Genomic DNA, 25,286 nt, shown 5'->3' on the forward strand with positions numbered 1-25,286 from the left:
GTTTTTTTATAAAGTTAAAATTGAAACCATAATATGTCTGTACAAAAAATTAAAGTAGACCAGCCAGTTGTAGAGTTAGATGGTGATGAGATGACCCGTATCATCTGGAAATTCATTAAGGATAAACTGATTTTACCTTATCTTGATCTTGATATTAAATATTATGATCTTGGTATAGAATACCGCGATGAGACTAACGATCAGGTAACAATTGATTCAGCTGAAGCCATTAAAAAATATGGTGTAGGTATCAAATGTGCTACAATCACTCCTGATGAAGAACGCGTAAAAGAATTCAATCTGAAACAAATGTGGAAATCACCAAACGGAACCATCCGTAATATTTTAGATGGTACTGTTTTCCGTGAGCCAATCGTGATGAGTAACGTTCCTCGTTTAGTACCAAACTGGACTGCACCAATCTGTATCGGACGTCATGCTTTTGGAGACCAATACCGCGCTACTGATTTAGTAACAAAGGGTAAAGGTAAACTTACACTTACATTTACTCCGGAAGATGGTGGTGAAGTTCAGTCATTTGATGTATACAATTTTAAAGGTGACGGTGTTGCTTTAGCGATGTATAACACAGACGAAAGTATCCGCGGTTTTGCACATGCTTGTTTCAACCAGGCATTGATCAAAAAATGGCCTTTATACTTATCTACAAAAAATACAATTCTTAAAAAATATGATGGTCGTTTCAAAGATATCTTCCAGGAGATCTATGAGAATGACTTCTTAGCTAAATTCAAAGAAGCAGGTATTACTTATGAGCACCGTTTGATCGATGACATGGTAGCTTCTGCTTTAAAATGGAATGGTAACTTTGTTTGGGCTTGTAAAAACTATGACGGAGACGTTCAGTCTGATACAGTTGCTCAGGGATTTGGTTCATTAGGCTTAATGACTTCAGTATTGGTTACTCCAGATGGAAAAACTATGGAAGCTGAAGCAGCACATGGTACTGTGACTCGTCACTACCGTGATCATCAGGCAGGAAAACCAACTTCAACAAACCCTATTGCTTCTATCTTTGCATGGACAAGAGGATTGGAATTCCGTGGTGTATTAGATAACAATCAGGCATTAATCAACTTCTGTCATGCTTTAGAACAGGTTTGTATTGAAACTGTTGAAAGTGGAAAAATGACTAAAGATTTAGCTGTTTGTATCCATGGCAATAAAGTTGAACATGGTAAACATTACTTATATACTGAAGAATTCTTAGCTGCAATTGACGAAAACTTACAGTCAAAACTAGCTTAATAATAACAATAAGTTTTTTAAAGAAAAGCCCTGTTCTTAACCGAACAGGGCTTTTCTTTTTATAAGTCATAAGGTAAAAAAACATTTATACTATGCTAATACAAAATATATTTCAACCCAAACATCCTTTTAGCTAACTTGTTAGCTATTAGAAAAACATATTTCAAAGAAACATCACCATTAAAAACTTAAACACTACGAAAAAATAAATTTATACTGATGAAAAAATATCTTTTACTGCTCAGCACCATGCCCTTCATTTTAGCCTGTAATTCACAGACCAAAACAAATACGGCAAAGACAGATACGACGAATACTGATACTGCTAAAAACAGCACTTTAAATCTGCCTGCACCTGACACCGAAGCTTCGAAAACAAAATTCAGTAAAGTAATTGGGTGGACGGACGGAAAAACGCCAGTTGCCCCGGATGGATTCGCGGTTAGCAAATTTGCAGGAAATATCAAGAGTCCAAGAAATATTTATATAGCTCCCAATGGTGACATTCTGGTAGTCCTTTCCAACTCCGAGCGTAATACTAAAGAGAAAATAGCTAACGCATTAAGCGGAAAAGACAAAGCTGAAGTAAGCGGTTTGAGTGCAAATACAGTCCTGTTGTACAGAGATAGTAACAAAGATGGTAAATTTGATTTGCAGACTACTTTCCTGTCAGGACTTGATCAGCCCTATGGCGTGTTGATCATTGGGAATTCATTTTATGTAGCTAACACCGATGGCCTTTATGTATATCCTTATAAAACCGGAGATACAAAGATTACAGGAAAAGGCAGGAAAATTGTTGAGCTTCCAGCCGGTGGATATAATAATCACTGGACAAGAAACCTGATTACCAATGCAGATCATTCTAAGATTTACATTACTGTAGGATCGGGAAGTAATGTAGGTGAAAATGGAATGGAGCATGAAGTGCGCCGTGCAAACATACTTGAAGTCAATCCTGATGGAACAGGAGAAAAGATATATGCTGCCGGACTGAGAAATCCGGTTGGTGTAGCCTGGGCTCCTGTCACAAATGTATTATGGACAGCGGTAAATGAAAGAGATGGTCTGGGAGATGATCTTGTACCTGATTATATCACCAGTGTTAAACCGGGCGGCTTTTATGGCTGGCCTTATTCTTACTACGGCCAGAATGAAGATCCAAGATTAAAAGGACAACACCCTGAGTTAGTCAAATCTGCTATTGTACCAGACATTGCAGTTGGTTCTCATACGGCTTCTCTGGGCCTTGCTTTTTACACAGACAAAAAGTTCCCTGCAAAATACCAGGGAGGAGCATTCATTGGCCAGCACGGTTCCTGGAACAGATCAGAATTAGCGGGATATAAAGTAGCCTTCGTGCCGTTCAAAAATGGTAAACCTACTGGTAAACCAGAAGATTTCTTAACAGGATTTATTGCTGACGATGCTAAAGGCGAAGTTTACGGCCGGCCAGTTGGAGTTGCTGTTACCAATGATGGAGCTTTACTGGTTGCAGATGACGTAAGCGGTACCATATGGAGAGTTGCAGCAAAATAAATGAAGAAAATAATTACGTTTGGATTACTGGCGCTTACTTTAAACTGCTTTAGCCAAATTAAACAGGATACTATAAAAAAACTTGATGAGGTCATTATTCGTCCTTATTTTTCTGCACAGCCCTTGTTAAGAACAACAGGGGCTGTTGCCGTTTTAGATAAAACACTATTGGAGCAGCAGCCAGGCAGTTCATTAGTACCTGCTATGAATACCATCGCCGGCGTTCGTATGGAGGAACGCTCACCTGGAAGTTATAGATTGTCTATACGTGGTAGTTTATTGCGTTCTCCATTTGGAATCAGGAATGTAAAAATATATTTTGGTGATTTCCCGCTAACTGATGCTGGTGGAAATAGTTACTTAAACGCACTCGATTTATCCGGAATTGGGAATATCCAAATTCTAAAGGGACCTCAAAGTAGTGTTTACGGTGCAAATTCAGGAGGAGTTATACTAATCACTCCAAATACTATCAGTACGGATAGCGCTCAGCTTGCCTTAAACCTTACCGGCGGTTCATTTGGCCTGTTCCAGGAAAACCTCAATTTAAGCAGGCAATTGAAAAATTACAGTTTCAGCCTTAATCAATCTTATCAGAGAAGTGACGGATATCGCGATCATAGCGGGATGGAACGCAAATATCTGCAGTTACATCAAAATTGGAATTACTCGCCAAAGGCAAACCTCAGGGCATTATTATTTTATAGTGATCTGCATTATGAAACACCCGGAGGATTAACTGCCGATCAGTACGAACTTGACCCCAAATCATCTAGACCAGCAGCTGGCAACATCAGAAGTGCAGCTGAACAACAAGCTGGAATTTACAGCAAAACATTCTATGCAGGTATCACAAATAACTGGCAATTCAATACCCGGTTCAAACATGTCCTTTCAGTTTTCACTTCCTATACAGACCTCAAAAATCCTTTCCTTACAAACTACGAACACAGGAAGGAATTCACATTCGGCATTCGCACTTATGTGGAATACTTTAAAAAGCTACAAGACATCACCTGGAGATTCAATATTGGGCTGGAAGCCTCCAGAACACGCTCCAACACGGTTAATTCAGATAACAATTATGGAATGCCCACTAATTTGCAAGCTTCAGACAAACTAAAAGCGACAACAGATTTTAGTTATGCACATTTAAATGTGGATATCTTTCAAAGATTTCTTCTCGAATTATCAGTTAGCGGAAACTTATATCAGGTAGGTTATGAGAGAGTAGCACCCGTAGCTATCGCCCCAAAAAACAGGAATTTCGAACTAAGGTTTATGCCAAGAGCAGCCCTTTCTTACTTACTCACAAAAGAGTGGTCTTTACATACTTCTGTCAGCAGAGGCTACTCTCCACCTACCCTCGCAGAAATCAGAGCTTCCGATAATCAGATAAACATTAATCTGCAGCCAGAAAATGGCTGGAATTACGAAACGGGAGTCAGGTATCAGAGTGTGAACAAGAGAATAACCCTGGATGTAAATGGGTTTTATTATCAGCTGAAAAATGCAATTGTCAGAAGATTAAATGAAAAAGCTACAGAGTATTTTATCAATTCAGGAGGTACAAAACAATGGGGAGTGGAAACTTCCATTTCAGCATGGCTGATTAAACCAAACACTTCTGCACCAATAAGAGGTCTGTCAATCAATAGTGCATACTCCCTGAGTCTCTTTAAATTTGATCATTACATAGACCGGAACTCAGATCTATCCGGCAAATATCTCACTGGTGTACCAAAAAATGTAATTGTTACCTCAGTAAATTTACAATTACCAAGGGGCTTTTATATTTTTCTTCAGCATAATTATACTGCAAAAATCCCATTGACAGATGCCAATACAGAATATGCAAGGGAATACCATCTTGTCCAGAGCAAAATTGGCTGGAAAGGGCTTCGCATTGCAAATATTCCAGTTGAGATTTTTGCCGGCGCAGATAACTTACTTAACCAGAAGTACAGTCTGGGTAACGATCTGAATGCTGCCGGTGGAAAATATTTCAATGCTGCCCCCACCCGGAATTATTATGGCGGTCTGAATATTCGTTTCTAATTTAACTATTCCCTCCAACACCTTTACCCGGAGGGAATAGCTGGTTATAACTCATATTTATCAACCACCTCCAGGTTATGGGTTACAATTTCAGTCGAATACCGCTGATCACCGTTTTTATCAGTATAAGACTGGGTACTTAACTTACCTTCAATTCTTATAGCAGATCCTTTTTTCACAATGTTTTCCACCAGTTCCACTTTCTGATTCCAGAAAATCAGATTAAACCACTGGGTTTGATCCACTGCCTCTCCTAAACTATTTTTATAAAACTCATGCACGCCCAGGCTTAACCTGGCCATTTTTTTTCCTGTGGCAAAACACACAATTACCGGATCTGCAGCTGCATAACCTGTCAAACGGACATTATTTCTTACGCTATTCATATTTTCCATTTAAAATTTAAAACGACATATTATTAAGCGTAAATATCAAAAACAGCATCTGGTTAATCGTTCATTAAACGTTTATAATCAGCTAAAACAAAAAAATATTTAACCATAAACTAAGCAGAACAAAGTAATTTAGTGCTATGAAACATTGTCAGGATTGCGGAACTATACTCAGAGGACGAAGCGATAAAAAATTCTGTAATGATTACTGCAGATGCCATTATAACAATGCGGTCAATAAAGACCGCAATCTGAATTTTAAAGAAATCAATTGTATCCTGAAAAGAAACAATCATATTCTGGAAAAACTAATCCGGCAAAGTATTAATCATACAACAAAATCACTGCTTTCTCTAACCGGTTTCAATTTCACCTTTTTCACGCACCATTTATACGGTCAAAATGGAGAAATCTGCATCTGTTGCTACAATTATGGTTATATAAAAATAAATAAAGAGGAAATAATCGTAAAACAAGCTAATTATTTATCAGAAGACAGGCCAAATATGCCCGTCTTTCACAAATAGTGAAATTCCAATGACAGGTTATTTCAACGTTAATACTTCATTATCGTTTACGTTTAGTATTTTGGCTTATCAATCAATTTAGACCTAACCCTCAATGAGTTTTTTAACCGCAGAATGGAGAAAATTAGCTATTGCTAATTATGCCATCGATCAAGAAATCCTACGCCCTTACCTGCCTGCAGGTACTGAGCTGGACATTTGGAATGATACCTGTTACGTGAGTTTAATAGGCTTTCTTTTTAAAAACACTAAACTATTGGGCTTCAGTGTTCCTTTTCATGCCAACTTTGAAGAGGTAAACCTGCGTTTTTATGTGAAGTACAAGGATGGAGACACCATTAAACGGGGTGTAGTCTTTATTAAAGAAATCGTACCCAAGTTTGCGCTTTCTGTGGTAGCCAATACTGTTTACCATGAACATTATGAAGCTATGCCAATGACCCACCGCTGGTCTGAGACAGAAACCGAAAGAGAAGTGGAATATAGCTGGCGATGTAAAAATGAGTGGCAGACTTTCTCCGTAAAAGCGAACAAGGCACTGTCAGAAATTCTCCCAGGCAGCGAAGCTGAATTCATTACCGGACACTACTGGGGTTATACCAGGTGTAATGATACACAAACCAATGAATATGAGGTAAAACACCCTAAATGGGCACAGTATAAAGTAAAAGATTTTAAAATTGCTGTAGATTTCGCCCATACTTACGGAGCGGAATTTGACTGTCTGAATCGTCAGCAGCCAGTATCAGTTATGCTCGCCGAGGGTTCGGATATTTCGGTAGAAGGCAAAAAAGGAATTCAGGGCTAAAACCCCTATTTAAATTATATGATCAATACAACAAATCTTCAATTGTTGCCAGACAACAAAAAACTACAATCCGCCTGCAAAGCTATGGCTGTACTGGATGCCATACTTTGCCAGGACTGGACTTATCGTTATTACTCTTACAACAGCCAGTGGAGCGAAGGAGAGGAATTCTTTGAAATGCGAAATGGAGAAGGAGACCAGTTACTTATTCTGTTCAGAAACGAAGGTGCAGTGATTAACGGATATTTTTCTGAGGCAGAACAGGGAGAAAAAAACAAACTAACCGATCAGCTGCCGGAAGTTTTTCACGAGTTCATTTTTGGAGAACCCGTAAATTCTGTAGGGACTACATTTTCTGTCTGGCAATTAAATGATCAGCCATGGACAACTGGTATCCCCTCAGAACATGATGACCATGCTGAAGAACTGCTTAGCCCTCTGGACGCAGAACCCGCCACTTATGTGAAATGGGCCTCAGTTTATTTCGAAGGAAGTTATAATGCAGATGGAATTCCACTCGAAACTGTAACGCGTATTTTTAACCAGGAACCATTAACCCGTGAAATGGTTTCATCAATAATCGGAGAACCTGAAGACTGGGATCAGCTTATAGAAGATCTCATAGAAATTTCATATCCGTATCATATAAATCTGTAAATCAGCTAATCGCCTCAAACAATCTTATCTTTGCGGCCGATATGAAATTACTAAAGCTAATCACGAATACAAAAATAAGTCTGATCACACTTTGTCTGGGTGGCATCAGCCTGGGAATGACAGAATTCATGATGATGGGGGTATTGCCAGATGTAGCCGGCACCCTCAAAATCAATATTCCTACTGCAGGAAATTTAATCTCTATATATGCATTAGGTGTAATTATCGGAGCGCCCATCATGGTTGCTGTCCTTGGTAAATATCCGCCTAAAAAAGTACTGATCGGACTGATGATTATTGTTGCCATTGGTAACATATTGTTCAGTATCGCTCCTACCTACGAACTTCTGCTTGCCGCACGTTTTCTGGTTGGATTACCACATGGTGCCTTTTTCGGTATTGGAGCAGTTGTTGCCAGTCGGTTAGCCGATCCTGGAAGTGAAGCAAAGTCTGTATCTGTGATGTTTGCGGGTCTGACCATCGCTAATATTATAGGAGTTCCGCTGGGTACATTTATCGGTCATAATATCAGCTGGAGAATTTCATTTTCTCTGGTTTCTGTAATTGCCCTGATTACCGCAGCAAGTATAAAACTATGGTTACCCGTATTACCTTCACAGACTGAAACCAAATTCTCAGATACGCTTAAAGTGTTCAAAAAACCAGAGCTCTGGATTATTATAGGAATTTGTGCCATCGGTACAGGAGGTTTATTTGCCTGGATCAGTTATATCGCACCTCTAATGACAGAAGTTGCACATTTTAACAGTAATATGATTACCCCGATTATGGTCATTGCCGGTGTTGGAATGGCCGTTGGTAATTTTGTAGGGGGTCGTCTGGCAGACAAGTTTTCACCGTTAAAAACTACGACCTATTTATTAATGGCTATGATTATTACGTTAATACTTGTCGCACTGCTAAGTCATATTCAAATCGCAGCAATCTTATTAACCTTTATCACCGGTGCACTCGCATTCGCTGTGATTGCCCCTTTACAGATGCTGATGATCGGTGCAGCAAAAGGAGCCGAAATGCTGGCATCTTCTTCTATGCAGGCCAGTGCAAATACAGGAAATGCCCTTGGAGCTTTTTTAGGAGGACTGCCAATTGCAGCTTACGGCTTTACCTCTCCGCAATATGTAGGTGCAGCACTCGCTTTCGGCGGGTTCCTGTTATGCATGCTGTTAACCTCACTATTAAGTAACCGAACAAAAGTAAAACCTGCTATGGCTTAGCGGGTTTTACAGGCATACTTTCAGCATTTCCCCTTTTAAGATACATGATAAGTATACCTGTTAAAATAAATGGGATACTCAGTAGCTGCCCCATATTTAAAAGCAGCCCTGCTTCAAAAGCAGACTGATCTTCTTTAATAAATTCAATCGCTATCCTGAAGCAGAAAATAAGGAAGATGACCATTCCGAAATAGAAACCAGAAGATCTCGGATATTTTTTCATCATCAGGTATACAAAACCAAATATCAGTAAGTAAGCAACAGCCTCATACAGCTGTGCAGGATGACGTGGAATATTATCGTCTTTCAAAAATATGAAGGCCCAGCTTACATCTGTTGGTTTACCAATAATCTCTGAATTCATCAGGTTTCCCAATCTGATGAAAGTCCCGGCCAGCGGAACTACCAGTGCAACCTGATCTAACAAAAACCACAGCTTTATCTTAAATTTCCTGCTGAATAAGATCAGACTCAGCATAATACCTATTCCACCGCCATGACTGGCCAGTCCAAGAAAACCCGTAATGCGAAAATGTGGTGAAAAAGTAACAGGAAGAACAGCTTCCAGCGGATGCTGAGAGAAATAAGCAAAATCATAAAACAGAACATGACCAAGACGTGCCCCGATAAGTGTTCCTAAAACCGCATAAATAGTTAAGGAATCCATTAATTCAACATCAATCCCATATTTTATAAATTGCTTTTTCACTACAATATAGCTTGAAACAAAAGCAAGTAGAAAAAACAGGGAATAATATTTCAACGAAAAAAAACCTAAATCTATGATTGAATCACCGGGGTTCCATATAATGGTAGCTATGCTCATATCTGTTCGAAAATTTGTATTAATGCCTGCAAATATAGACCATATATACACATATCAATAACGTTGCAGAAATGCAATCAAATTAAGTTTATATTTGCTTTCGTACCAAATGCCATAGGCCTCCCTAATTTTCTATGTTTAACCGGTTCTCTCTCATCCCAGTATACTTTCTGCTGACAGCAGTATTAATTTTCACTTTTGGCCCGGGCAGTTATGCTCAAAAAGCAGTCGGAATAAATGATAGCGTAGATCAGCACATTTTCAATTTCGGCGAGATAGAATGGTTAAAAGACACTCAAAACGATTTAAGTTTTGAAAAGATCAGCAGTAAAAGCTTTGATAAGCATTTTAAGCCTAGTTTGAAGAGTACACCACAAACTACAGATCTGCAGGCAACCTACTGGTTCAGAATTAAAATCAAACATAACAGTAAAGCCGGTAAAAAATACTTACTGGAGTTCTTCGATCAGACCATAGATCATGTAACAGCCTACCTGCCCCTGAAAAACGGTCTTTATGAAGTTAAAGAATTCGGAGATCAGTTCAGCTTTGATAAACGGGAACTTCATCATAAAAATTTCGAATTGTATATCAACAATAATAATGATGAAACGCAACTTTACTATTTCAAATTTAAATCATCACAAATTTCAGATGCAATTATTGTTTTGAGAAGTGTAGACTGGTTTATTTCCTACGCTCTTGATGAATATTTCTACTTCGGAATCTTTTATGGAATGATCCTGGTCTTTAGTTTTTACAATCTGATCATGTTTATTGCCATACGGCAAAGGCAATACCTCTACTATGTGCTGTATAATCTAAGTGTCGGCTTTTTTGAAATGAGTACAGACGGTATTGCATATCAATACTTATGGTCTGCCGCACCTGCATGGAACCAGATTGCCTATGCCTTTGCCTTATATGCGACCAGTGTATTTGCTTTACTGTTCACCAAAGAGCTTTTACTCGTTAAATCAAAAGCCCCGAAATTAAACCAGTTTATCCTCTATATTATCGGCATACGCACTGCCCTTTTTCTGTACAGCCTGTTTATAGATCAGTCATTGTTCACTTATAAATTTCTTGAATTCATTCCTTTAGCAGTAGCTTTTTACACCGGTATTTATGTCTATAAGCAAGGTTATAAACCTGCCCGTTTTTTTGTCTTAGGCTATAGCTTCCTGTTTATAGGTTTTACCTTAAAATTCCTGATTATGCTGGGATTTTCCTGGTTAAACTTTGGTGTGATCAGTTATTACAGCCTGAGTTTTTGTTTTGTTCTGGAAATGGTCTTTCTTTCTTTTGCCATTGGCGATAAAGTACGGATTCTGAAAACAAAGAAAGAAAAAGTACAACGTCAGATGATCCGTCAGATGGCAGAAAATGTGAAACTGAAAGATACCTTAAACCAGCAGTTGGAAACTAAAGTAGAAGAACGCACCAAAGAGGTATTTCATAAATCACTAATCATTGAAGCCAAAAATGCAGAACTGCTTGAAGTTAATGACAGACTACAACAACAGGCAGAAGAAATATCAAGAATGAATATTCTGCTGGAACAGGATAACCAGGAGCTGCAGACTAATGTTGAAAAAGTTACCCGTGACCGTGTCATGTCTGCTGACGTAGATTTTGAAGAATTCAGCAAAATCTATCCAGACAAAGACAGCTGTAATCTTTTCCTTTCTGAACTGAAATGGAAAGATGGCTACAATTGCCGCAAATGCAAGAATACCCACTACTATAATGGACATATTGCCTTTAGCAGACGATGCAGCAAATGTGGATATGAAGAATCAGTTACTGCCTATACCGTCTTTCAAAATACAAGGATCCCTATAAACAAAGCATTTTACATGATTTTTCTGATCTATTCCAGCAAAGGAAAAATCTCTTCCCATAAACTTGCTGAAATCCTTAATATCCGCCAGAGTACCTGCTGGACCTATGGCTCCAAGATTAAATTGCTGATGGAAGAAAGAAAAACAGTGCTAAAAAAAGCGAACAAAAATGGATGGAGCCAGCTTGTTCTTGATTAAAAACAGATAGAATCCAGTCTTTCACAGGTGCATTTCTCTTCCCTGGTCATATAATTTAAGATCAGTTAAGCAAAAAAACAAATTAATTTGCCATGGTATCAGAGCGTATCGTTTATAGAACGCTACTGAAAGCATATCTTTTCCTATCCATTGTAAATCAGCGATAAACCCCTCCCTCCTTCACGGTATTGAAGCGTATCAATATCGACATAACAATCTATATATCAGCTATTTATATAATAATTAATTACCTAGTATCTTATTTTTAACAGATATTAGACCATCAATTAGTAATCAAATACAAACCTAAACAAGCAAATCATGATTAAAAATTTTACTCTTTTTCTCATTTGTCTTTTATGTGGAATTTCTGTTGCCATAGCACAGGACATCACTATAAAAGGGGAAGTGAAAGATCACCAGGGCCTTCCTTTACCTGGCGTTTCGGTAAAGGTTAAAGGCACTAATAATGGAGTAGTAACAAACGGAACCGGTTCCTTTGTTTTATCTGCACCAGCAAGCAGTACACTTACTTTTTCCTTTATAGGTTATAAAACAACAGAAGAAGCCGTAACTGGTCGTAAAAAACTGAATGTAATCCTGACAGATGATAACCAGCAGCTGAATGAAGTAATTGTGGTTGGTTATGGCACTCAAACCAAAAAAGACCTGACTACAGCCGTAACTTCTATTTCTGCAAAAGATATTCAGAATCAACCCGTAACCAATGCATTGCAGGCTCTGCAAGGTAAAGCAGCAGGTGTGCAGGTAACTTCTCAGTCAGGTAAACCCGGGGCTGGAATTACGGTAAGTATCCGTGGTAATACTTCACTGACAGCTTCAAACAGCCCTTTGTATGTCATTAACGGTGTTACATCCAGAGATGCCAGTTTCATTAATCCAAACGATATTGAAACGATGACCATATTAAAAGATGCATCAGCCGCCGCCATTTATGGTTCAAGCGGTGCAAACGGAGTTGTACTCATTACGACTAAAAAAGGTTCTGCAGGTAAAGTTAAAGTTGGTTTTAATGCATTCACCGGTATCTCTAACTTCTGGAGAAAACAAGATGTTTTAAACAGTGACCAGTACATCGCCCTGATGAAAGATCTTGGCTATACAGAATTTGGCGGCACACAGCATACAGACTGGCAAAAAGAAGCTTTTGGAACCGGACAGCAAAACAGTTATCAATTATCGCTTTCCGGCGGAACAAAAGGAGGTCAGTACTACCTGTCTTCAGGTTATCAACAGGATAAAGGTGTTGTTGCACCGGCAAAACTAGACAGATACAGTTTAAATTTCAACGGTAGTCAGCGTATGACCAGCTGGCTTAAATTTAATGTTACTGCGGCTTTAACTTCCAATAAGTCTGTTGATGTATCAGATAATGCTGGAATTTCCAAAGGCGGTGTCATACTAGCTGCTTTAACTACACCACCTACTTTAACAATCTTTGAGCCAAATGGTAATTATACACCAGTACCAGGGGGATATGAAAACCCTATTGGTAATGCATTTGGCTCCAGAAATATGAGAAGACAGTTAAAATTCATCGGGGCTTTTGGAGGTGAGATTAATTTCACAAAAGACCTGGTATTCAAATCTACCATTAGTACCAATGTCAGAAATGAATATTACGACTATACACTCGATCCATATCAAACAGTTTATGGCCGTAACGAAAGAGGTATCTATAACAATAACAAAACCAACGATCATGTATGGCTCAATGAGAACATACTGAGTTATAATAAAACCATAGGTAAAAATGTTTTCGGAGCTATGGCTGGCTATACGGTCCAGGAATCCGACTACACCTATCTCGAATACTCAGCTACCCGTTTTGTAGACCAGAAAGGTCTTCCAATCACTCCCTCTATTGCACCAAAAATACCACAGCGGTCTCAATGGTCCAAACAATCGTATCTGGCAAGAATAAACTATGCTTTTGATGGTAAATACTTACTGAGCTCTAATTTTAGAGCAGACGGATCTTCCCGTTTCGCACCTGACCATAAGTTCGGTTATTTTCCTTCTGTTTCCGCAGGATGGAGAATATCAGGAGAAAACTTCTTGAAAGACAGTAAAACAATCAATGACTTAAAGATTCGTGGAAGCTGGGGTAAAGTAGGTAACGATGAAGGTATTGGCGATTATGCTTATATGAAGCTGTACCAGATCACTGCGCAAAACTCTTATATCCTTGATCAGCCGGCTAATGATCAGTTATCCTGGGAAAAAACTACGCAAACAAATATCGGTCTTGATTTAACCTTATTCAATAACAGGGTAACTTTTACAGCCGATGCCTACCTGAAGAAAACCAATGATCTGCTGGTGAATGTTCAGTTACCTACATCATCAGGTTTGGGAACACAAGCCCTTAATGTCGGATCAATGGAAAATAAAGGTTTAGAATTTGCCCTTTCAACTAAAAACATAGAGAAAAGTAAGTTTACCTGGTCAACAGATTTAAATTTCTCCCTGAACAGAAATAAAGTAACCAGTTTGGGAAACAGTACAAAATCACTTGACTTTGGTGGAATTTTTGAACGTGATGCGGCGATAAAAGTTGTAGTTGGCCGTCCGCTTGGAAGTTTTTATGGCTATGTATTCACAGGTGTTGATCCTCAGACCGGTAATGCTACTTATCAGGATACCAATAACAATGGTCAGAGAGATAATGATGACCGCCAGTTTATCGGGTCGGCACAACCTAAGTTTACGTATGGTGTCAACAATAATTTCACCTATGGAAACTTTGGGCTGTCAGTATTCTTCCAGGGTGTACAGGGCAACCAGCTATTTAATGCCTCAAAAATTGAGCTGGAAGGAATGTATGATGCTAAAAATCAATCTGCCAATGTCTTAAACAGATGGACAACCCCTGGTCAGATTACTGATATCCCGAGAGCCCAGCTAACCACATCTTCATTCACAAATACTAATTCACTAACCTCCAGCAGATTTGTTGAAAATGCTTCTTACCTTAGACTAAAGACTGCAACCCTGTCTTATAACTTTGGGAAAACAGCACTGGGAAAACTAAAAATGGATAAGCTGATGATATTTGCGACAGGATATAACCTCCTGACTTTCACCAAATATAGCGGCCTGGATCCGGAAGTAAATCGTTATGGCGCCAATGGCCCGGACATGGGAGTAGACTATGGAACCTACCCACAATCAAGAAGTTTCTTACTAGGTATTAATGTTGGCTTTTAATCTCAGAAAAAAATGAACTTAAAAATATATTCACTTATTGCAGCCGGGGCTTTTCTCTTTACCATTCAAACAGGTTGTAAAAAAGACTTTCTAAAAAAAGATCCGATTGACAAGATCACCGGAGACATCGTACTGTCTAATGCTGAAGGTGCAAATAAATTAATGAAAGGTGTCTACGATGGCATGTACAATGATTACCATATCTGGGATTTTATGACCAATGGTGATGTAACTTCTGATAATGCCTATGCCGGTGGTGATAATCCTGCAAATATTCAGATAGATCTCTTTACAACCAATTCAACCAACGGAAACGTTGACCGTGACTGGACTGCTCTTTATAAAGATATTAAGAATGCAAACGAGATTTTGGAAAACATCCCTAAAGTACCAGATCCTTCATTAGATGCCAGTGGCAGAAGAAATCAGATTCTCGGAGAAGCAAGCGGAATACGTGCTTACATGTATTTCAACCTGGTACGTTTGTACGGAGCTGTGCCCCTGATCCTGAAAACTCCTTCGAATCTCACGGAGACTCAGCAGCCAAAGGCCACCATAGATCAGCTGTATGCACAGATTATCAAAGATCTTGAGTTTGCCGCAGCAAATGCCGGTGCTACAGCAGCAAACAAGGGCATTTTTACCAAAGGTGCAGCTAACGGATTACTTGCTAAAGTCTATGCATCCAAACCCTCACCAGACTGGGCAAAAGTTCTCCAGTACTGTGATGCAACTATAGCCGGCGGTTATTCCCTATTCTTTGATTTCAATGGACTATTTGATATCGCCAATAAGAATAATTCAGAATCTATCTGGGAACTGCAATTTCAGGGAAATGGTGGTGAGCATGGTAACTGGATGCCTGGTATTATTACAGGAACAGGCTGGAAAAGATTTAACACCCCATCCAACGACCTGGTCAAAGCTTATGACGATGAAGGAGATTTGATCCGGAAAAACTCCAGCATTCTGTTTAAAAATGTAAGTACAGACGGCTGGTCAGACAGTTACTGGTCAAAAGCCAATTATCCGTTTATTAATAAATACAGAGCAGATGATAAAAGTGATAATTACATTTTACGTCTTGCTGATATTTTACTGTTAAAAGCAGAAGCACTGAATGAGGCGGGAACCTCAGGCTGGGCACAATCAAAAATCATAGTCGATCAGATCAGAGCCAGGGTAAAACTTGCTGGTACACCTGCTGCAGATCAGGCAGCTATGCGTCTTGCCCTGGAGAAAGAACGCAGACTGGAGCTTGCGTTTGAAGGCCACCGCTGGTTCGATCTGTTAAGAACAAACAGAGCTATTACGGTTATGAACGCGCAGCTTGATGGCAAAGGTACCCCGTTAAACTACAATGTTACCCCTGCAAAATTACTTTTCCCTATTCCTCAAAAAGAAATAGACAGGAATCCGAATATCAGATAACCAATTTTGAATCCCTGAAGGCAGCACACCCTGCCTTCATTGTAATTAACTAAAAATAAAATGTATTTAAAAAAACCACTCTCCGTACTGTTATTGCTGGTCTCTTATGGGATGGCAAATGCCCAGACAAAGAACAATGCTAAAGTAGAAAGCCTGCTTCAAAAAATGACTCTGGAAGAAAAGGTAGGTCAAATGGCTCAGATCACACTGGATGTTATCGGCGCCGGTAATGACCGGTATACCAGTACTGAGCCATTCTCACTAGATCAGCAGGCAATGGAAAAGGCGCTGATCCGGTACAAACTGGGTTCAGTATTAAATACTTCAAATAACAGAGCAAGGACACCTCAGGTCTGGTATGAAATCATCAGCAAAATCCAGCAAACAGCCATGAAAGGAACCAAAAATGGTATTCCGGTTTTATATGGTATTGATGCTATTCACGGAGAGACCTATACTGCCGGTGCAACCATGTTCCCGCAGCAAATCGGGCAGGCTGCAACTTTTAACAGAAGCCTTGTGCGTAAAGGAGCTGAAATTACGGCTTATGAAACCCGTGCAAGTTCTATTCCATGGGCTTTCTCTCCTTTACTGGATCTGGGTGCTGACCCTCGTTTTCCACGTCAGTGGGAAAGTTTCGGAGAAGATCCTTATTTGGTAAGTCAAATGGGAGTTCAGGCTGTAAAAGGTTTGGAAGGAGAAAATAATGACGTAGCTAACCCTTACCATGTAGCTTCTTCCATCAAACACTTTTTAGGTTATCAGGTACCAGTTTCAGGAAAGGACAGAACACCGGCATTCATTTCTGATCAGGCACTGAGAGAGTATCACCTGCCTTCTTTCCGTGCAGCTATTCAGGCTGGCGCAAAAACTATTATGATTAACTCCGGAATCATTAATGGTGTTCCTGTACATGCCAATTATAACCTGCTCACCAAATTACTAAAAGAAGAACTGGGTTTTAAAGGTTTAGCCGTTACTGACTGGGGAGATATAGAAAATCTTTATAAAAGGGATCATGTAGCCAAAGACAATAAAGATGCCGTTCGGATTGCAATCAATGCCGGTATTGATATGTCTATGGTAGCCTATAACTATGAGCCTTTCTGTGACGATCTGATTGCCCTGGTTAAAGAAGGTAAAGTAAAAGAAAGCCGTATTGATGATGCAGTACGAAGAATTCTGCTGGTAAAATATGACCTGGATCTTTTTAATAAACCAACTACCAACCCTAAAGACTATCCTAAGTTTGGCAGTAAGGAATTTGAGCTGGCCTCTTATCAGGCAGCAGCAGAATCGATTACGCTGTTGAAAAACACAGATCAGACATTACCATTGAATAAATCAATGAAAATCCTGGTTACCGGCCCCAATGCCAATTCAATGAGAACATTGAATGGTGCATGGACATATTCATGGCAGGGAGAAAAGGTTGAAGAATTTGCTGCAAAATACAATACTATTGTAAAAGCTCTTGAACTTAAGGCCGGTAAACAAAACGTAACTTATGTACCGGGCGTGAGCTATAAAATGGATGGCAGATACTTTGAAGAATATGCAGACCAGCTGGATGCAGCAATTGCAGCAGCAAAAGAAGCAGATGTGGTTGTATTATGTTTAGGTGAAAACTCTTATACAGAAACCCCTGGTAATTTAAGTGACCTTTATCTTTCAGATCTTCAGACTGAGCTTGCACAAAAACTTGCTGCAACTGGCAAAAAGATCATCCTGGTATTAAATGAAGGCAGGCCACGTATCATTTCTAAATTTGAGCAAAAGATGAGTGCTGTTGTACAAAGTTACTTACCTGGTAATTTTGGAGGTGATGCCATTGCTGATGTTCTTTTAGGTACAGTGAATCCATCGGGTAAATTGCCTTATACCTATCCGCAATTCCCAAATGCACTATTTACCTATTACCATAAACCATCAGAATCACGTTCAACTACAGAAGGTGTTTATAACTATGATGCAGATTACAATCCTCAGTATGTTTTCGGCTTTGGTCTAAGCTATACTACTTTTAAATACAGTCCGGTTAAACTAAGCACTGCTACTTTGAAAAAAGGAGAAACTTTAACAGTTTCTGCAGATGTAACCAATACTGGTAAAGTTGCAGGTAAAGAAAGTGTACTGCTGTTTACATCAGACCTGGTCGCTACATTGGTTAGTCCTGATGTAAAACGCTTAAGAGGTTTTGAGAAAATTGATCTTAAAGCTGGTGAAACTAAAACAGTAACCTTTAAAATTACGGCAGATGACTTAGGGTTTATTAACCCTGAAGGTCAGAAAATAACAGAAGACGGAGACTTTACCATACAAATAGCCGATCAGAAAATCAATTTCACGTACAATCAGTAATCATGAAGAAGAATATTTTATTTGCTTTTGCTATTGCACTATCGGCATGTTCAGCAAAAAGAGATGCTACGGGACCTGCAAGGTCTGCAGCATCTAATGGCGGGGTGAAATACTGGATCACCAAAGGCGACAAAACAGCGCTGCTGGAAGAGCAGCCTGCTGTTTTGAAATTTGGCACAGCTCAAGCCACTAATGCAATAATTACTGTTGATGACACGCAGAAATTCCAGACTATTGATGGTTTCGGCTATACTTTAACCGGTGGCAGCGCAAGTTTAATTAATGCATTGGATGAAAAAGCCAAAGATACATTACTACAGGAGCTATTCTCTACCAAAAAAAACAGTATTGGTGTAAGTTATCTGAGAATCAGTATCGGAGGTTCAGATCTGAGTGCAGAAACCTTTACCTACAATGAATTGCCAGCAGGACAGACAGACATTAATCAGGATAAATTCTCTATGTCTAAAGAAATGACAGACCTGGTGCCGGTATTGAAAAGAATTCTGGCTATTAATCCTGATTTGAAAATTTTAGGTTCTCCATGGACTGCTCCTACCTGGATGAAAACCAATCACAGCTTTAAAGGCGGAAGTCTGAAACCGGAATATTATGAATCTTATGCGAAATACCTGGTTAAATATGTCTATGCAATGAAAACTCAGGGAATCACAATTGATGCCATTACAATTCAGAATGAGCCTTTACATCCTGGAAATGTGCCAAGCATGTATATGGAAGCAAAAGATCAGGCAATATTTATCAAAACGGCTTTAGGCCCGGTGTTTAAATCAGCAGGAGTCAAAACAAAAATTATCATTTATGATCATAATGCAGACCGCCCGGATTATCCGATAACTATTCTGGACGACCCGCAGGCAAACCAATATGCAGATGGCTCAGCTTTCCATTTATATGGCGGCCAGATCACTGCCTTATCTAAAGTTCACGAAGCTCATCCGGATAAGAACCTTTACTTTACAGAACAATGGGTTGGCGGCCCCGGAAAATTCGATGAAGATTTAAAGTGGCATGTTTCTACTTTAATCATCGGAGCAACCCGCAATTGGAGCAGAAATGTTTTGGAGTGGAATTTAGCTGCCGACCCGTTATACAGACCACATACTGCAGGTGGCTGTACAACTTGCTTAGGAGCGATTACAATAGCCCCTGAGGTCACAAGAAATGTTGCTTACTATATCATTGGTCATGCGTCAAAATTTGTAAGACCGGGATCATACAGAATCGGTTCCAATATTACTGAGGGCTTGCAGAACGTTGCTTTCAGAACTCCTGACGGAAAGACTGCGCTGATTGTTGTGAATGAAAACCCCGCTGAAAAAAACTTTAATATCAATTATAATGGAAAAGAAGTGAGTACTTCGCTGGCTGGTGGTGCCGTTGCTACTTATGTCTGGTAGCAATCATCAGGATTAATCCATTCTAAAAAGAGATAAGCTTATACAGCTTATCTCTTTTTTATTTTCTGGCCAGACTCTTGTGCTAAACCATACATATAGCTAATTTAGCCTCATCACCAACAGAGAAAAATCACATCAATGAAAAATATTATTTTATCCATAACAGTACTGGCCGGTTTAATGACTGCCTGCAGGAGCAATAGTACCACAGAGCAGAAAATAGACAGTCTGGCTGCTGCCCCTGATACCAGTGTTTCCAAAGCAAAAACATGTTACGCTTATATTAAAAATAAAGACACCGTTTCTTTATCATTAAATATGGCAGGAAATGCAGTTGCAGGAAATCTGAATTACAACTTTTATGAAAAAGATAAAAATTCAGGTACGATTTCAGGGATAGTCAAAGGAGATACCATTATTGCAGATTACACCTTTAACTCAGAAGGAAAAACCTCTTACAGACAAGTTGCATTTGTAAAGAAAGGTGATCAGTTGCTGGAAGGTTACGGCCCTACCCAGGAAACAGACGGAAGAAGAGTGTTCACCAATTTAGCCGGACTAAAATTCGGTGATATCACCCTATCAGCTATAGCCTGTAAATAATAAAGCGTTTCGAATCCCTAAAAGGATTCGAAACGTTCCCAGAATCCATCTACAGGAAGTTTGGCAAAAATATTTACCGGTTCCTTTTTGACAGGATGAATAAATTGTAACCTTCTGGCATGAAGACAAATACTTCCTTTACGACTGCCACGGGGATAACCATATTTATTATCACCAACAATCGGACAGCCCAAAGTAGAAAGCTGTACCCTGATCTGATGAGAACGACCAGTTAACGGGTCAACCTCAATCAGGTAATATCCGCCCAGTTCTCCAAGCAATCTGTAGCTTAATTCAGCCCGCTGGCTACCCGGAACCTCAGTATTATGTGGAGTAACAATATTGGTTTTGGGGTTTTTAACCAGCCAGTGCACCAGCGTTCCTGAAATATTTGCCGGACGGTTACGTACAACCGCCCAGTAAGTTTTCTTCACCTCCCTGTTTTTAAAGATGGCATTCATTCTTTCCAGCGCCTTACTTGTTTTAGCAAATAAGATAACCCCGCTTACCGGGCGGTCTAAACGATGTACCACACCTAAAAACGCACTGTTAGGCTTATTATATTTTTTAGCGATATATCTTTTCACCATATCTTCCAATGGTTCGTCACGGGTTTCATCAACCTGGACAATATCACCTGCACGTTTGCAAATTGCAATCAGGTGATTATCTTCGAAAAGAACATCTTTATCAGTTACCGGCATTTTTAGTATTGCTCCTTTTCATTTGGAAAGTCATTCGCTTTCACATCTTTAATATATGCTTTTGCAGCACCTAAAATTCCATCATACAGATTAATGTACTGACGTAAAAAACGTGGTTTAAACCCTTTGGTTAGTCCAATCATGTCATTTACCACTAAAACCTGTCCGTCACAATGCGGACCCGCACCTATCCCGATAACCGGAATATGCAGACTTTCAGCTACCTCTTTTGCTAATGCCGCAGGTATTTTTTCCAGTACAATAGCAAAGCAGCCTGCATCCTGCAAAGCTTTAGCATCAACTTTTAATTTCTCAGCTTCTTCTTCTCCTTTAGCTCTTACTGTATAAGTTCCAAATTTATAGATTGACTGAGGAGTTAAACCTAAATGGCCCATTACGGGAATTCCGGCAGTAATAATACGTGAAATAGAATCCACAACTTCAGTTCCGCCTTCCAGTTTTACACCGTGAGCACCTGATTCTTTCATGATCCTGATCGCAGAACTTAAAGCTTCTTTTGAATTACCCTGGTAAGAACCAAAAGGAAGATCCACTACGACAAAAGCACGCGTTGCGCCTCTAACGACACCCTGTGCATGATATATCATCTGATCCAGTGTAATCGGCAATGTAGTTTCATGACCCGCCATTACATTTGAAGCTGAATCTCCAACCAGTAAAACATCAAGTCCCGCATCATCCAGAACAGTAGCCATGGAATAATCATAAGCAGTCAACATCGATATTTTTTCACCACTCTGTTTCATCTCTTGCAGAATGTGGGTTGTAATACGCTTTACTTCTTTGTGTATAGACATAAATTTATGCTTTTAGGGGGGTAAAATTAGGGTATTCAATTGACAAAATTACCCTTACTTCTTATATTATGGGGGATATGTTACATAACATTGTAATCCTGATAAAAAAAATATGGATTTAAGGATGAAAAAACTATCTTTGTATCCCGAAATGAACGGGTTAAACAACAGCACATTTGTTAATCACTATAGCGACATCAAAACCGCAAATCTTCATTCATTAATCCCTTTTTTAAACTTTATTTTTCATTTTAATTACGATGACTAACTACACCAAGTTACCTGCTATCCTGTTATTGGCTGACGGTACTGTTTACCACGGTAAAGCTGCCGGAAAGATTGGTACAACAACAGGAGAGATTTGTTTCAACACAGGAATGACAGGTTATCAGGAAATTTTTACTGATCCATCTTATTTCGGACAAATCATGGTCACTACGAATGCCCATATTGGTAATTATGGAATTCATAAAGAAGAAATCGAATCAGATTCGATTAAGATTGCAGGTCTGGTTTGCAAAAATTACAGTATTGGTTATAGCCGTAAAGAAGCTAGTGAATCTATACAGGACTATTTCCAGGATGAGAATATCGTTGGAATATCTGACATTGACACACGTGCATTAGTAAGGAAGATCAGAGATCAGGGAGCTATGAATGCGATCATCTCTTCAGAAATTACTGACATTGAAGAATTAAAAGCTAAACTGGCGCAGGTACCTTCTATGGACGGTCTTGAGTTATCCTCACAGGTTTCTACCAAAGAACCTTATTTCTATGGTTCACCAGATGCTACCTATAAAGTGGCTACCCTGGACTTCGGTATTAAGAAAAATACCTTGCGTAATTTTGACCAGAGAGATTTATACGTACAGGTTTTTCCTGCAAAAACTACTTTTGAGGAAATGGATAAATGGGGTGCAGATGCTTACTTTGTATCTAACGGCCCTGGTGATCCATCGGCTATGCCATATGCTATTGAAACTGTAAAACAAATTCTTGCTTCAGACAAACCTCTTTTTGGGATTTGTTTAGGTCACCAGTTATTAGCACAGGCTAATGGAATCGGAACCATGAAAATGTTTAACGGCCACAGGGGATTAAATCACCCGGTAAAAAATATTATTAAAAACCACTGCGAAGTAACTTCACAGAATCACGGTTTCGGTGTAATCCCTGAAGAAGTGAGAAAGTCTGACAAAGTGGAAATCACCCATATCAACTTAAATGATCAGTCTATCGAAGGAATTCGTGTGAAAGGCAAAAAAGCATTCTCGGTACAATATCACCCGGAATCTTCACCTGGCCCGCATGATTCACGTTATTTATTTGATGATTTCGTGAGCCTGATCAAAGGCGAATTAAGCTGGTAAACTGGTAATCACCGGTTCTAAACATCATTTTACCGACATTTTAAGAAAGGATTGAGTCACATCAATCCTTTTTACATTAAACCTTATTACATTTATCTCATGGATAAAACGAATACCATTATCAGTGTCCGTAATCTGGTAAAAAACTACGCCGATTTTCCGGCAGTCAAAGGGATTAGTTTCGATGTCTATGAAAATGAGATTTTCGGACTGCTGGGCCCCAATGGTGCCGGCAAAACTACTACATTGGAAATCATCGAAACACTCCGTGATAAAACTTCAGGAGAGATTACTGTAGATGGCCTTTCAGCAGATAAAGATGCCAGCGAAATCAAAAGAATTATTGGCGTACAGCTGCAGGCTGCGGGTTATTACCCTAACCTGAACCTGGTGGAGCTGATGGAGCTTTTTGCCGGATTATATGGTGTAAACATCAAACCGATGGAAATGCTGGAGAAAGTAAATCTCCAGGATAAGGCCAAAGCAAAATACAAAGCACTTTCAGGTGGGCAGAAACAACGCTTTTCTATCGCTACAACCCTATTGAATTCTCCAAAAATCATATTTCTTGATGAACCTACCACAGGACTGGACCCTCAGGCACGCCGTAATTTATGGGATCTGATTATTGATATCAGGAACAATGGGACTACAGTTGTGCTGACTACGCACTATATGGATGAGGCAGAGCAGCTTTGTGATCGTGTGGCCTTTGTGGAACATGGAGAGATCATTGCCCTGGATACCCCTGATAATCTGATTGACCAGTTAATCAGCAGCGGATTTGAAAGAAAAAAAGAAGTAAAAAAAGCTAACCTCGAAGATGTATTTATCAATCTCACAGGCCAGGAATGGCGTGAAGGCTAAATGAGCTCAAAAATGAATAAACCTTATAATAATATCAAAGCCACACTGGCACTGGCCAAAGCAAGTTTCAGATCTATCACACGCAGTCCTTCGGCAGTAGTCTTTACTCTTGCATTTCCACTGATCTTTATTCTTGTATTTGGATTTCTGGGAGGAGGAGGTGTAAAATTAGATCTTGCCGTAGCACCAGGTTCCGATTTGCAGAATCCTGTTATTATTGCCTTGCAGCATACGCCTGTCATCCATCTTATGACAGATAAAGGTGATGTTGAAATTCAGCAGTGTTTAGAAAAAGGAACTATTGCCGGGGTAATTAACGTACATAAAAATACAGTCCCGCAGCCGGCATACTTAGCCGATGTAAAATATACTTCTGCATCGATGGACAAGGGAAATATCCTGAAATCGATTTTAAACAACCTGATGTATACGCTGAATACCAGGGATCTGAAGCCTTCGGTAGCAGAACTGAAAGAAAGTACCGTTCATGGCAGAACTTACCGCACAATTGACTTTATCCTGCCCGGACAGCTGGGTTTCTCTTTACTGAGCACGGGTGTTTTCGGAACAGCTTTTGTTTTTTTCAGTCTGAGACAAACACTGGTTATCAAACGTTTTTTTGCCACTCCGGTAAAAAGATCGAGTATTATCCTGGGTGAAGGACTGGCCAGAATAGGCTTTGCTTTAATCGGTGCTTTATTTATCATCCTGGTTGGTCATTTCTTTTTCCATTTCACGCTGATACACGGGGCTGCGACAGTCTTAAATATGCTCATCCTTTCTACGATTGGCGTAATAGTTTTCATGGGCTTCGGTTTTGTCGTTTCTGGCATAGCAAAAAGTGAAAGTACCATCCCACCTATCTCAAATATTATTACCTTACCACAATTTTTATTATCTGGTACGTTCTTTTCTATAGAAAACTTTCCAAACTGGCTGCAACCAATTAGCAGGGCTTTACCGCTGACCTATTTAAACGATGCGATGAGACAGGTTGCTTTTGAAGGCGCCGGACTATGGGATGTAAAACAACAGATTTTAATCATGGTGATCTGGGGGTTAGGAATATACGCAATAGCGGTGAAGGTATTCAAGTGGGAATAAAATTATAGGAAAATCAA

Annotated in this window: 19 protein-coding genes; 15 read left to right on the forward strand and 4 right to left on the reverse strand. The window is 39.5% G+C overall.

All coding sequences use genetic code 11. From position 1 onward, the window contains the following. Positions 1-33: 33 nt before the first annotated feature. From PL_RS11910 to PL_RS11920, 3 genes are all read left to right on the forward strand, one after another. A complete protein-coding gene (locus tag PL_RS11910; protein ID WP_041881519.1) occupies positions 34-1,269 on the forward strand; it encodes an isocitrate dehydrogenase (NADP(+)) in 1,236 nt (411 codons plus the stop codon). Between the two features lie 219 nt (positions 1,270-1,488). After that, complete coding sequence (locus PL_RS11915; RefSeq protein ID WP_041881516.1) at positions 1,489-2,808, forward strand: PQQ-dependent sugar dehydrogenase; 1,320 nt, start codon at positions 1,489-1,491, stop codon at positions 2,806-2,808. After that, positions 2,809-4,866 carry a TonB-dependent receptor gene (locus tag PL_RS11920; protein ID WP_041881512.1) on the forward strand — a complete coding sequence of 686 codons (2,058 nt, stop codon included), beginning with the start codon at positions 2,809-2,811 and terminating at the stop codon, positions 4,864-4,866. A gap of 44 nt (positions 4,867-4,910) precedes the next feature. On the opposite strand, the gene PL_RS11925 is transcribed toward PL_RS11920, so the two are convergent. Continuing rightward, the gene (locus tag PL_RS11925; RefSeq protein WP_041881576.1) at positions 4,911-5,252 is read right to left on the reverse strand and encodes a single-stranded DNA-binding protein; all 342 of its coding nucleotides are present in this window, start codon (positions 5,250-5,252) and stop codon (positions 4,911-4,913) included. Between the two features lie 627 nt (positions 5,253-5,879). Here PL_RS11925 and PL_RS11930 point away from each other — a divergent pair. Genes PL_RS11930 through PL_RS11940 form a run of 3 tightly spaced genes read left to right on the forward strand, consistent with a single transcriptional unit; the run spans position 5,880 to position 8,488 of the window. Then, the gene (locus PL_RS11930; RefSeq protein ID WP_041881505.1) at positions 5,880-6,593 is read left to right on the forward strand and encodes a YqjF family protein; all 714 of its coding nucleotides are present in this window, start codon (positions 5,880-5,882) and stop codon (positions 6,591-6,593) included. 18 nt (positions 6,594-6,611) lie between these two features. Then, entirely contained in the window at positions 6,612-7,250 is a 639-nt protein-coding gene (locus PL_RS11935; protein WP_041881502.1) for a hypothetical protein, read from the forward strand. Between the two features lie 41 nt (positions 7,251-7,291). After that, positions 7,292-8,488 carry an MFS transporter gene (locus tag PL_RS11940; protein ID WP_041881500.1) on the forward strand — a complete coding sequence of 399 codons (1,197 nt, stop codon included), beginning with the start codon at positions 7,292-7,294 and terminating at the stop codon, positions 8,486-8,488. Here the strand turns inward: PL_RS11940 and lgt are convergent. Beyond that, on the reverse strand, positions 8,478-9,314 hold the full coding sequence (gene lgt / locus PL_RS11945) for a prolipoprotein diacylglyceryl transferase (RefSeq protein ID WP_052496241.1): 837 nt from the start codon (positions 9,312-9,314) through the stop codon (positions 8,478-8,480). The genes PL_RS11940 and lgt overlap by 11 nt on opposite strands. Before the next feature lie 134 nt (positions 9,315-9,448). On the opposite strand from lgt, the gene PL_RS11950 reads away from it, so the two are divergent. The 6 genes from PL_RS11950 (at position 9,449) to PL_RS11975 (ending at position 20,403) form a co-directional block, all read left to right on the forward strand. After that, positions 9,449-11,356, forward strand: a complete 1,908-nt coding sequence (locus tag PL_RS11950; RefSeq protein WP_041881497.1) for a 7TMR-DISM family protein — start codon at positions 9,449-9,451, stop codon at positions 11,354-11,356. Positions 11,357-11,677: 321 nt separating this feature from the next. Next, a complete protein-coding gene (locus PL_RS11955; RefSeq protein WP_041881494.1) occupies positions 11,678-14,587 on the forward strand; it encodes a SusC/RagA family TonB-linked outer membrane protein in 2,910 nt (969 codons plus the stop codon). Between the two features lie 12 nt (positions 14,588-14,599). Then, positions 14,600-16,018, forward strand: coding sequence for a RagB/SusD family nutrient uptake outer membrane protein (locus PL_RS11960; protein ID WP_041881491.1), 1,419 nt, complete (start codon positions 14,600-14,602; stop codon positions 16,016-16,018). A 60-nt stretch (positions 16,019-16,078) separates the two neighbouring features. After that, positions 16,079-18,379: a glycoside hydrolase family 3 N-terminal domain-containing protein gene (locus tag PL_RS11965; protein WP_041881489.1), complete on the forward strand. Its 2,301-nt coding sequence runs from the start codon at positions 16,079-16,081 to the stop codon at positions 18,377-18,379. A 2-nt stretch (positions 18,380-18,381) separates the two neighbouring features. Continuing rightward, entirely contained in the window at positions 18,382-19,800 is a 1,419-nt protein-coding gene (locus PL_RS11970; protein ID WP_041881487.1) for a glycoside hydrolase family 30 protein, read from the forward strand. A gap of 138 nt (positions 19,801-19,938) precedes the next feature. Next, positions 19,939-20,403 (forward strand): hypothetical protein, encoded by a 465-nt coding sequence (locus tag PL_RS11975; protein ID WP_041881485.1) that lies wholly within the window; start codon positions 19,939-19,941, stop codon positions 20,401-20,403. 17 nt (positions 20,404-20,420) lie between these two features. Here the strand turns inward: PL_RS11975 and PL_RS11980 are convergent, their stop codons facing one another. Both PL_RS11980 and panB read right to left on the reverse strand, forming a co-directional pair. Then, positions 20,421-21,107, reverse strand: a complete 687-nt coding sequence (locus tag PL_RS11980) for an RluA family pseudouridine synthase (RefSeq protein WP_041881484.1) — start codon at positions 21,105-21,107, stop codon at positions 20,421-20,423. 2 nt (positions 21,108-21,109) lie between these two features. Next, positions 21,110-21,925: a 3-methyl-2-oxobutanoate hydroxymethyltransferase gene (gene panB, locus PL_RS11985; RefSeq protein ID WP_041881482.1), complete on the reverse strand. Its 816-nt coding sequence runs from the start codon at positions 21,923-21,925 to the stop codon at positions 21,110-21,112. Positions 21,926-22,185: 260 nt separating this feature from the next. Here panB and carA point away from each other — a divergent pair, with 260 nt between their 5' ends. The 3 genes from carA to PL_RS12000 all read left to right on the forward strand — a co-directional run bounded on the left by carA (position 22,186) and on the right by PL_RS12000 (position 25,269). After that, complete coding sequence (gene carA / locus PL_RS11990; protein ID WP_041881480.1) at positions 22,186-23,298, forward strand: glutamine-hydrolyzing carbamoyl-phosphate synthase small subunit; 1,113 nt, start codon at positions 22,186-22,188, stop codon at positions 23,296-23,298. A 99-nt stretch (positions 23,299-23,397) separates the two neighbouring features. Next, positions 23,398-24,165 (forward strand): ABC transporter ATP-binding protein, encoded by a 768-nt coding sequence (locus PL_RS11995; RefSeq protein WP_041881478.1) that lies wholly within the window; start codon positions 23,398-23,400, stop codon positions 24,163-24,165. Between the two features lie 12 nt (positions 24,166-24,177). Beyond that, complete coding sequence (locus PL_RS12000; protein ID WP_041881567.1) at positions 24,178-25,269, forward strand: ABC transporter permease; 1,092 nt, start codon at positions 24,178-24,180, stop codon at positions 25,267-25,269. Positions 25,270-25,286 lie beyond the last annotated feature (17 nt).

Origin of the sequence: Pedobacter lusitanus (assembly GCF_040026395.1) — a bacterium.
Lineage (GTDB): Bacteria > Bacteroidota > Bacteroidia > Sphingobacteriales > Sphingobacteriaceae > Pedobacter > Pedobacter lusitanus.

Excerpts from the sequence above, each read along its gene's own strand:
- PL_RS11910 (WP_041881519.1), top strand. The coding sequence starts at position 34 with ATGTCTGTACAAAAAATTAAAGTAGACCAGCCAGTTGTAGAGTTAGAT.
- PL_RS11915 (WP_041881516.1), top strand. The coding sequence starts at position 1,489 with ATGAAAAAATATCTTTTACTGCTCAGCACCATGCCCTTCATTTTAGCC.
- PL_RS11920 (WP_041881512.1), top strand. The coding sequence starts at position 2,809 with ATGAAGAAAATAATTACGTTTGGATTACTGGCGCTTACTTTAAACTGC.
- PL_RS11925 (WP_041881576.1), bottom strand. The coding sequence starts at position 5,252 with ATGAATAGCGTAAGAAATAATGTCCGTTTGACAGGTTATGCAGCTGCA.
- PL_RS11930 (WP_041881505.1), top strand. The coding sequence starts at position 5,880 with ATGAGTTTTTTAACCGCAGAATGGAGAAAATTAGCTATTGCTAATTAT.
- PL_RS11935 (WP_041881502.1), top strand. The coding sequence starts at position 6,612 with ATGATCAATACAACAAATCTTCAATTGTTGCCAGACAACAAAAAACTA.
- PL_RS11940 (WP_041881500.1), top strand. The coding sequence starts at position 7,292 with ATGAAATTACTAAAGCTAATCACGAATACAAAAATAAGTCTGATCACA.
- lgt (WP_052496241.1), bottom strand. The coding sequence starts at position 9,314 with ATGAGCATAGCTACCATTATATGGAACCCCGGTGATTCAATCATAGAT.
- PL_RS11950 (WP_041881497.1), top strand. The coding sequence starts at position 9,449 with ATGTTTAACCGGTTCTCTCTCATCCCAGTATACTTTCTGCTGACAGCA.
- PL_RS11955 (WP_041881494.1), top strand. The coding sequence starts at position 11,678 with ATGATTAAAAATTTTACTCTTTTTCTCATTTGTCTTTTATGTGGAATT.
- PL_RS11960 (WP_041881491.1), top strand. The coding sequence starts at position 14,600 with ATGAACTTAAAAATATATTCACTTATTGCAGCCGGGGCTTTTCTCTTT.
- PL_RS11965 (WP_041881489.1), top strand. The coding sequence starts at position 16,079 with ATGTATTTAAAAAAACCACTCTCCGTACTGTTATTGCTGGTCTCTTAT.
- PL_RS11970 (WP_041881487.1), top strand. The coding sequence starts at position 18,382 with ATGAAGAAGAATATTTTATTTGCTTTTGCTATTGCACTATCGGCATGT.
- PL_RS11975 (WP_041881485.1), top strand. The coding sequence starts at position 19,939 with ATGAAAAATATTATTTTATCCATAACAGTACTGGCCGGTTTAATGACT.
- PL_RS11980 (WP_041881484.1), bottom strand. The coding sequence starts at position 21,107 with ATGCCGGTAACTGATAAAGATGTTCTTTTCGAAGATAATCACCTGATT.
- panB (WP_041881482.1), bottom strand. The coding sequence starts at position 21,925 with ATGTCTATACACAAAGAAGTAAAGCGTATTACAACCCACATTCTGCAA.
- carA (WP_041881480.1), top strand. The coding sequence starts at position 22,186 with ATGACTAACTACACCAAGTTACCTGCTATCCTGTTATTGGCTGACGGT.
- PL_RS11995 (WP_041881478.1), top strand. The coding sequence starts at position 23,398 with ATGGATAAAACGAATACCATTATCAGTGTCCGTAATCTGGTAAAAAAC.
- PL_RS12000 (WP_041881567.1), top strand. The coding sequence starts at position 24,178 with ATGAATAAACCTTATAATAATATCAAAGCCACACTGGCACTGGCCAAA.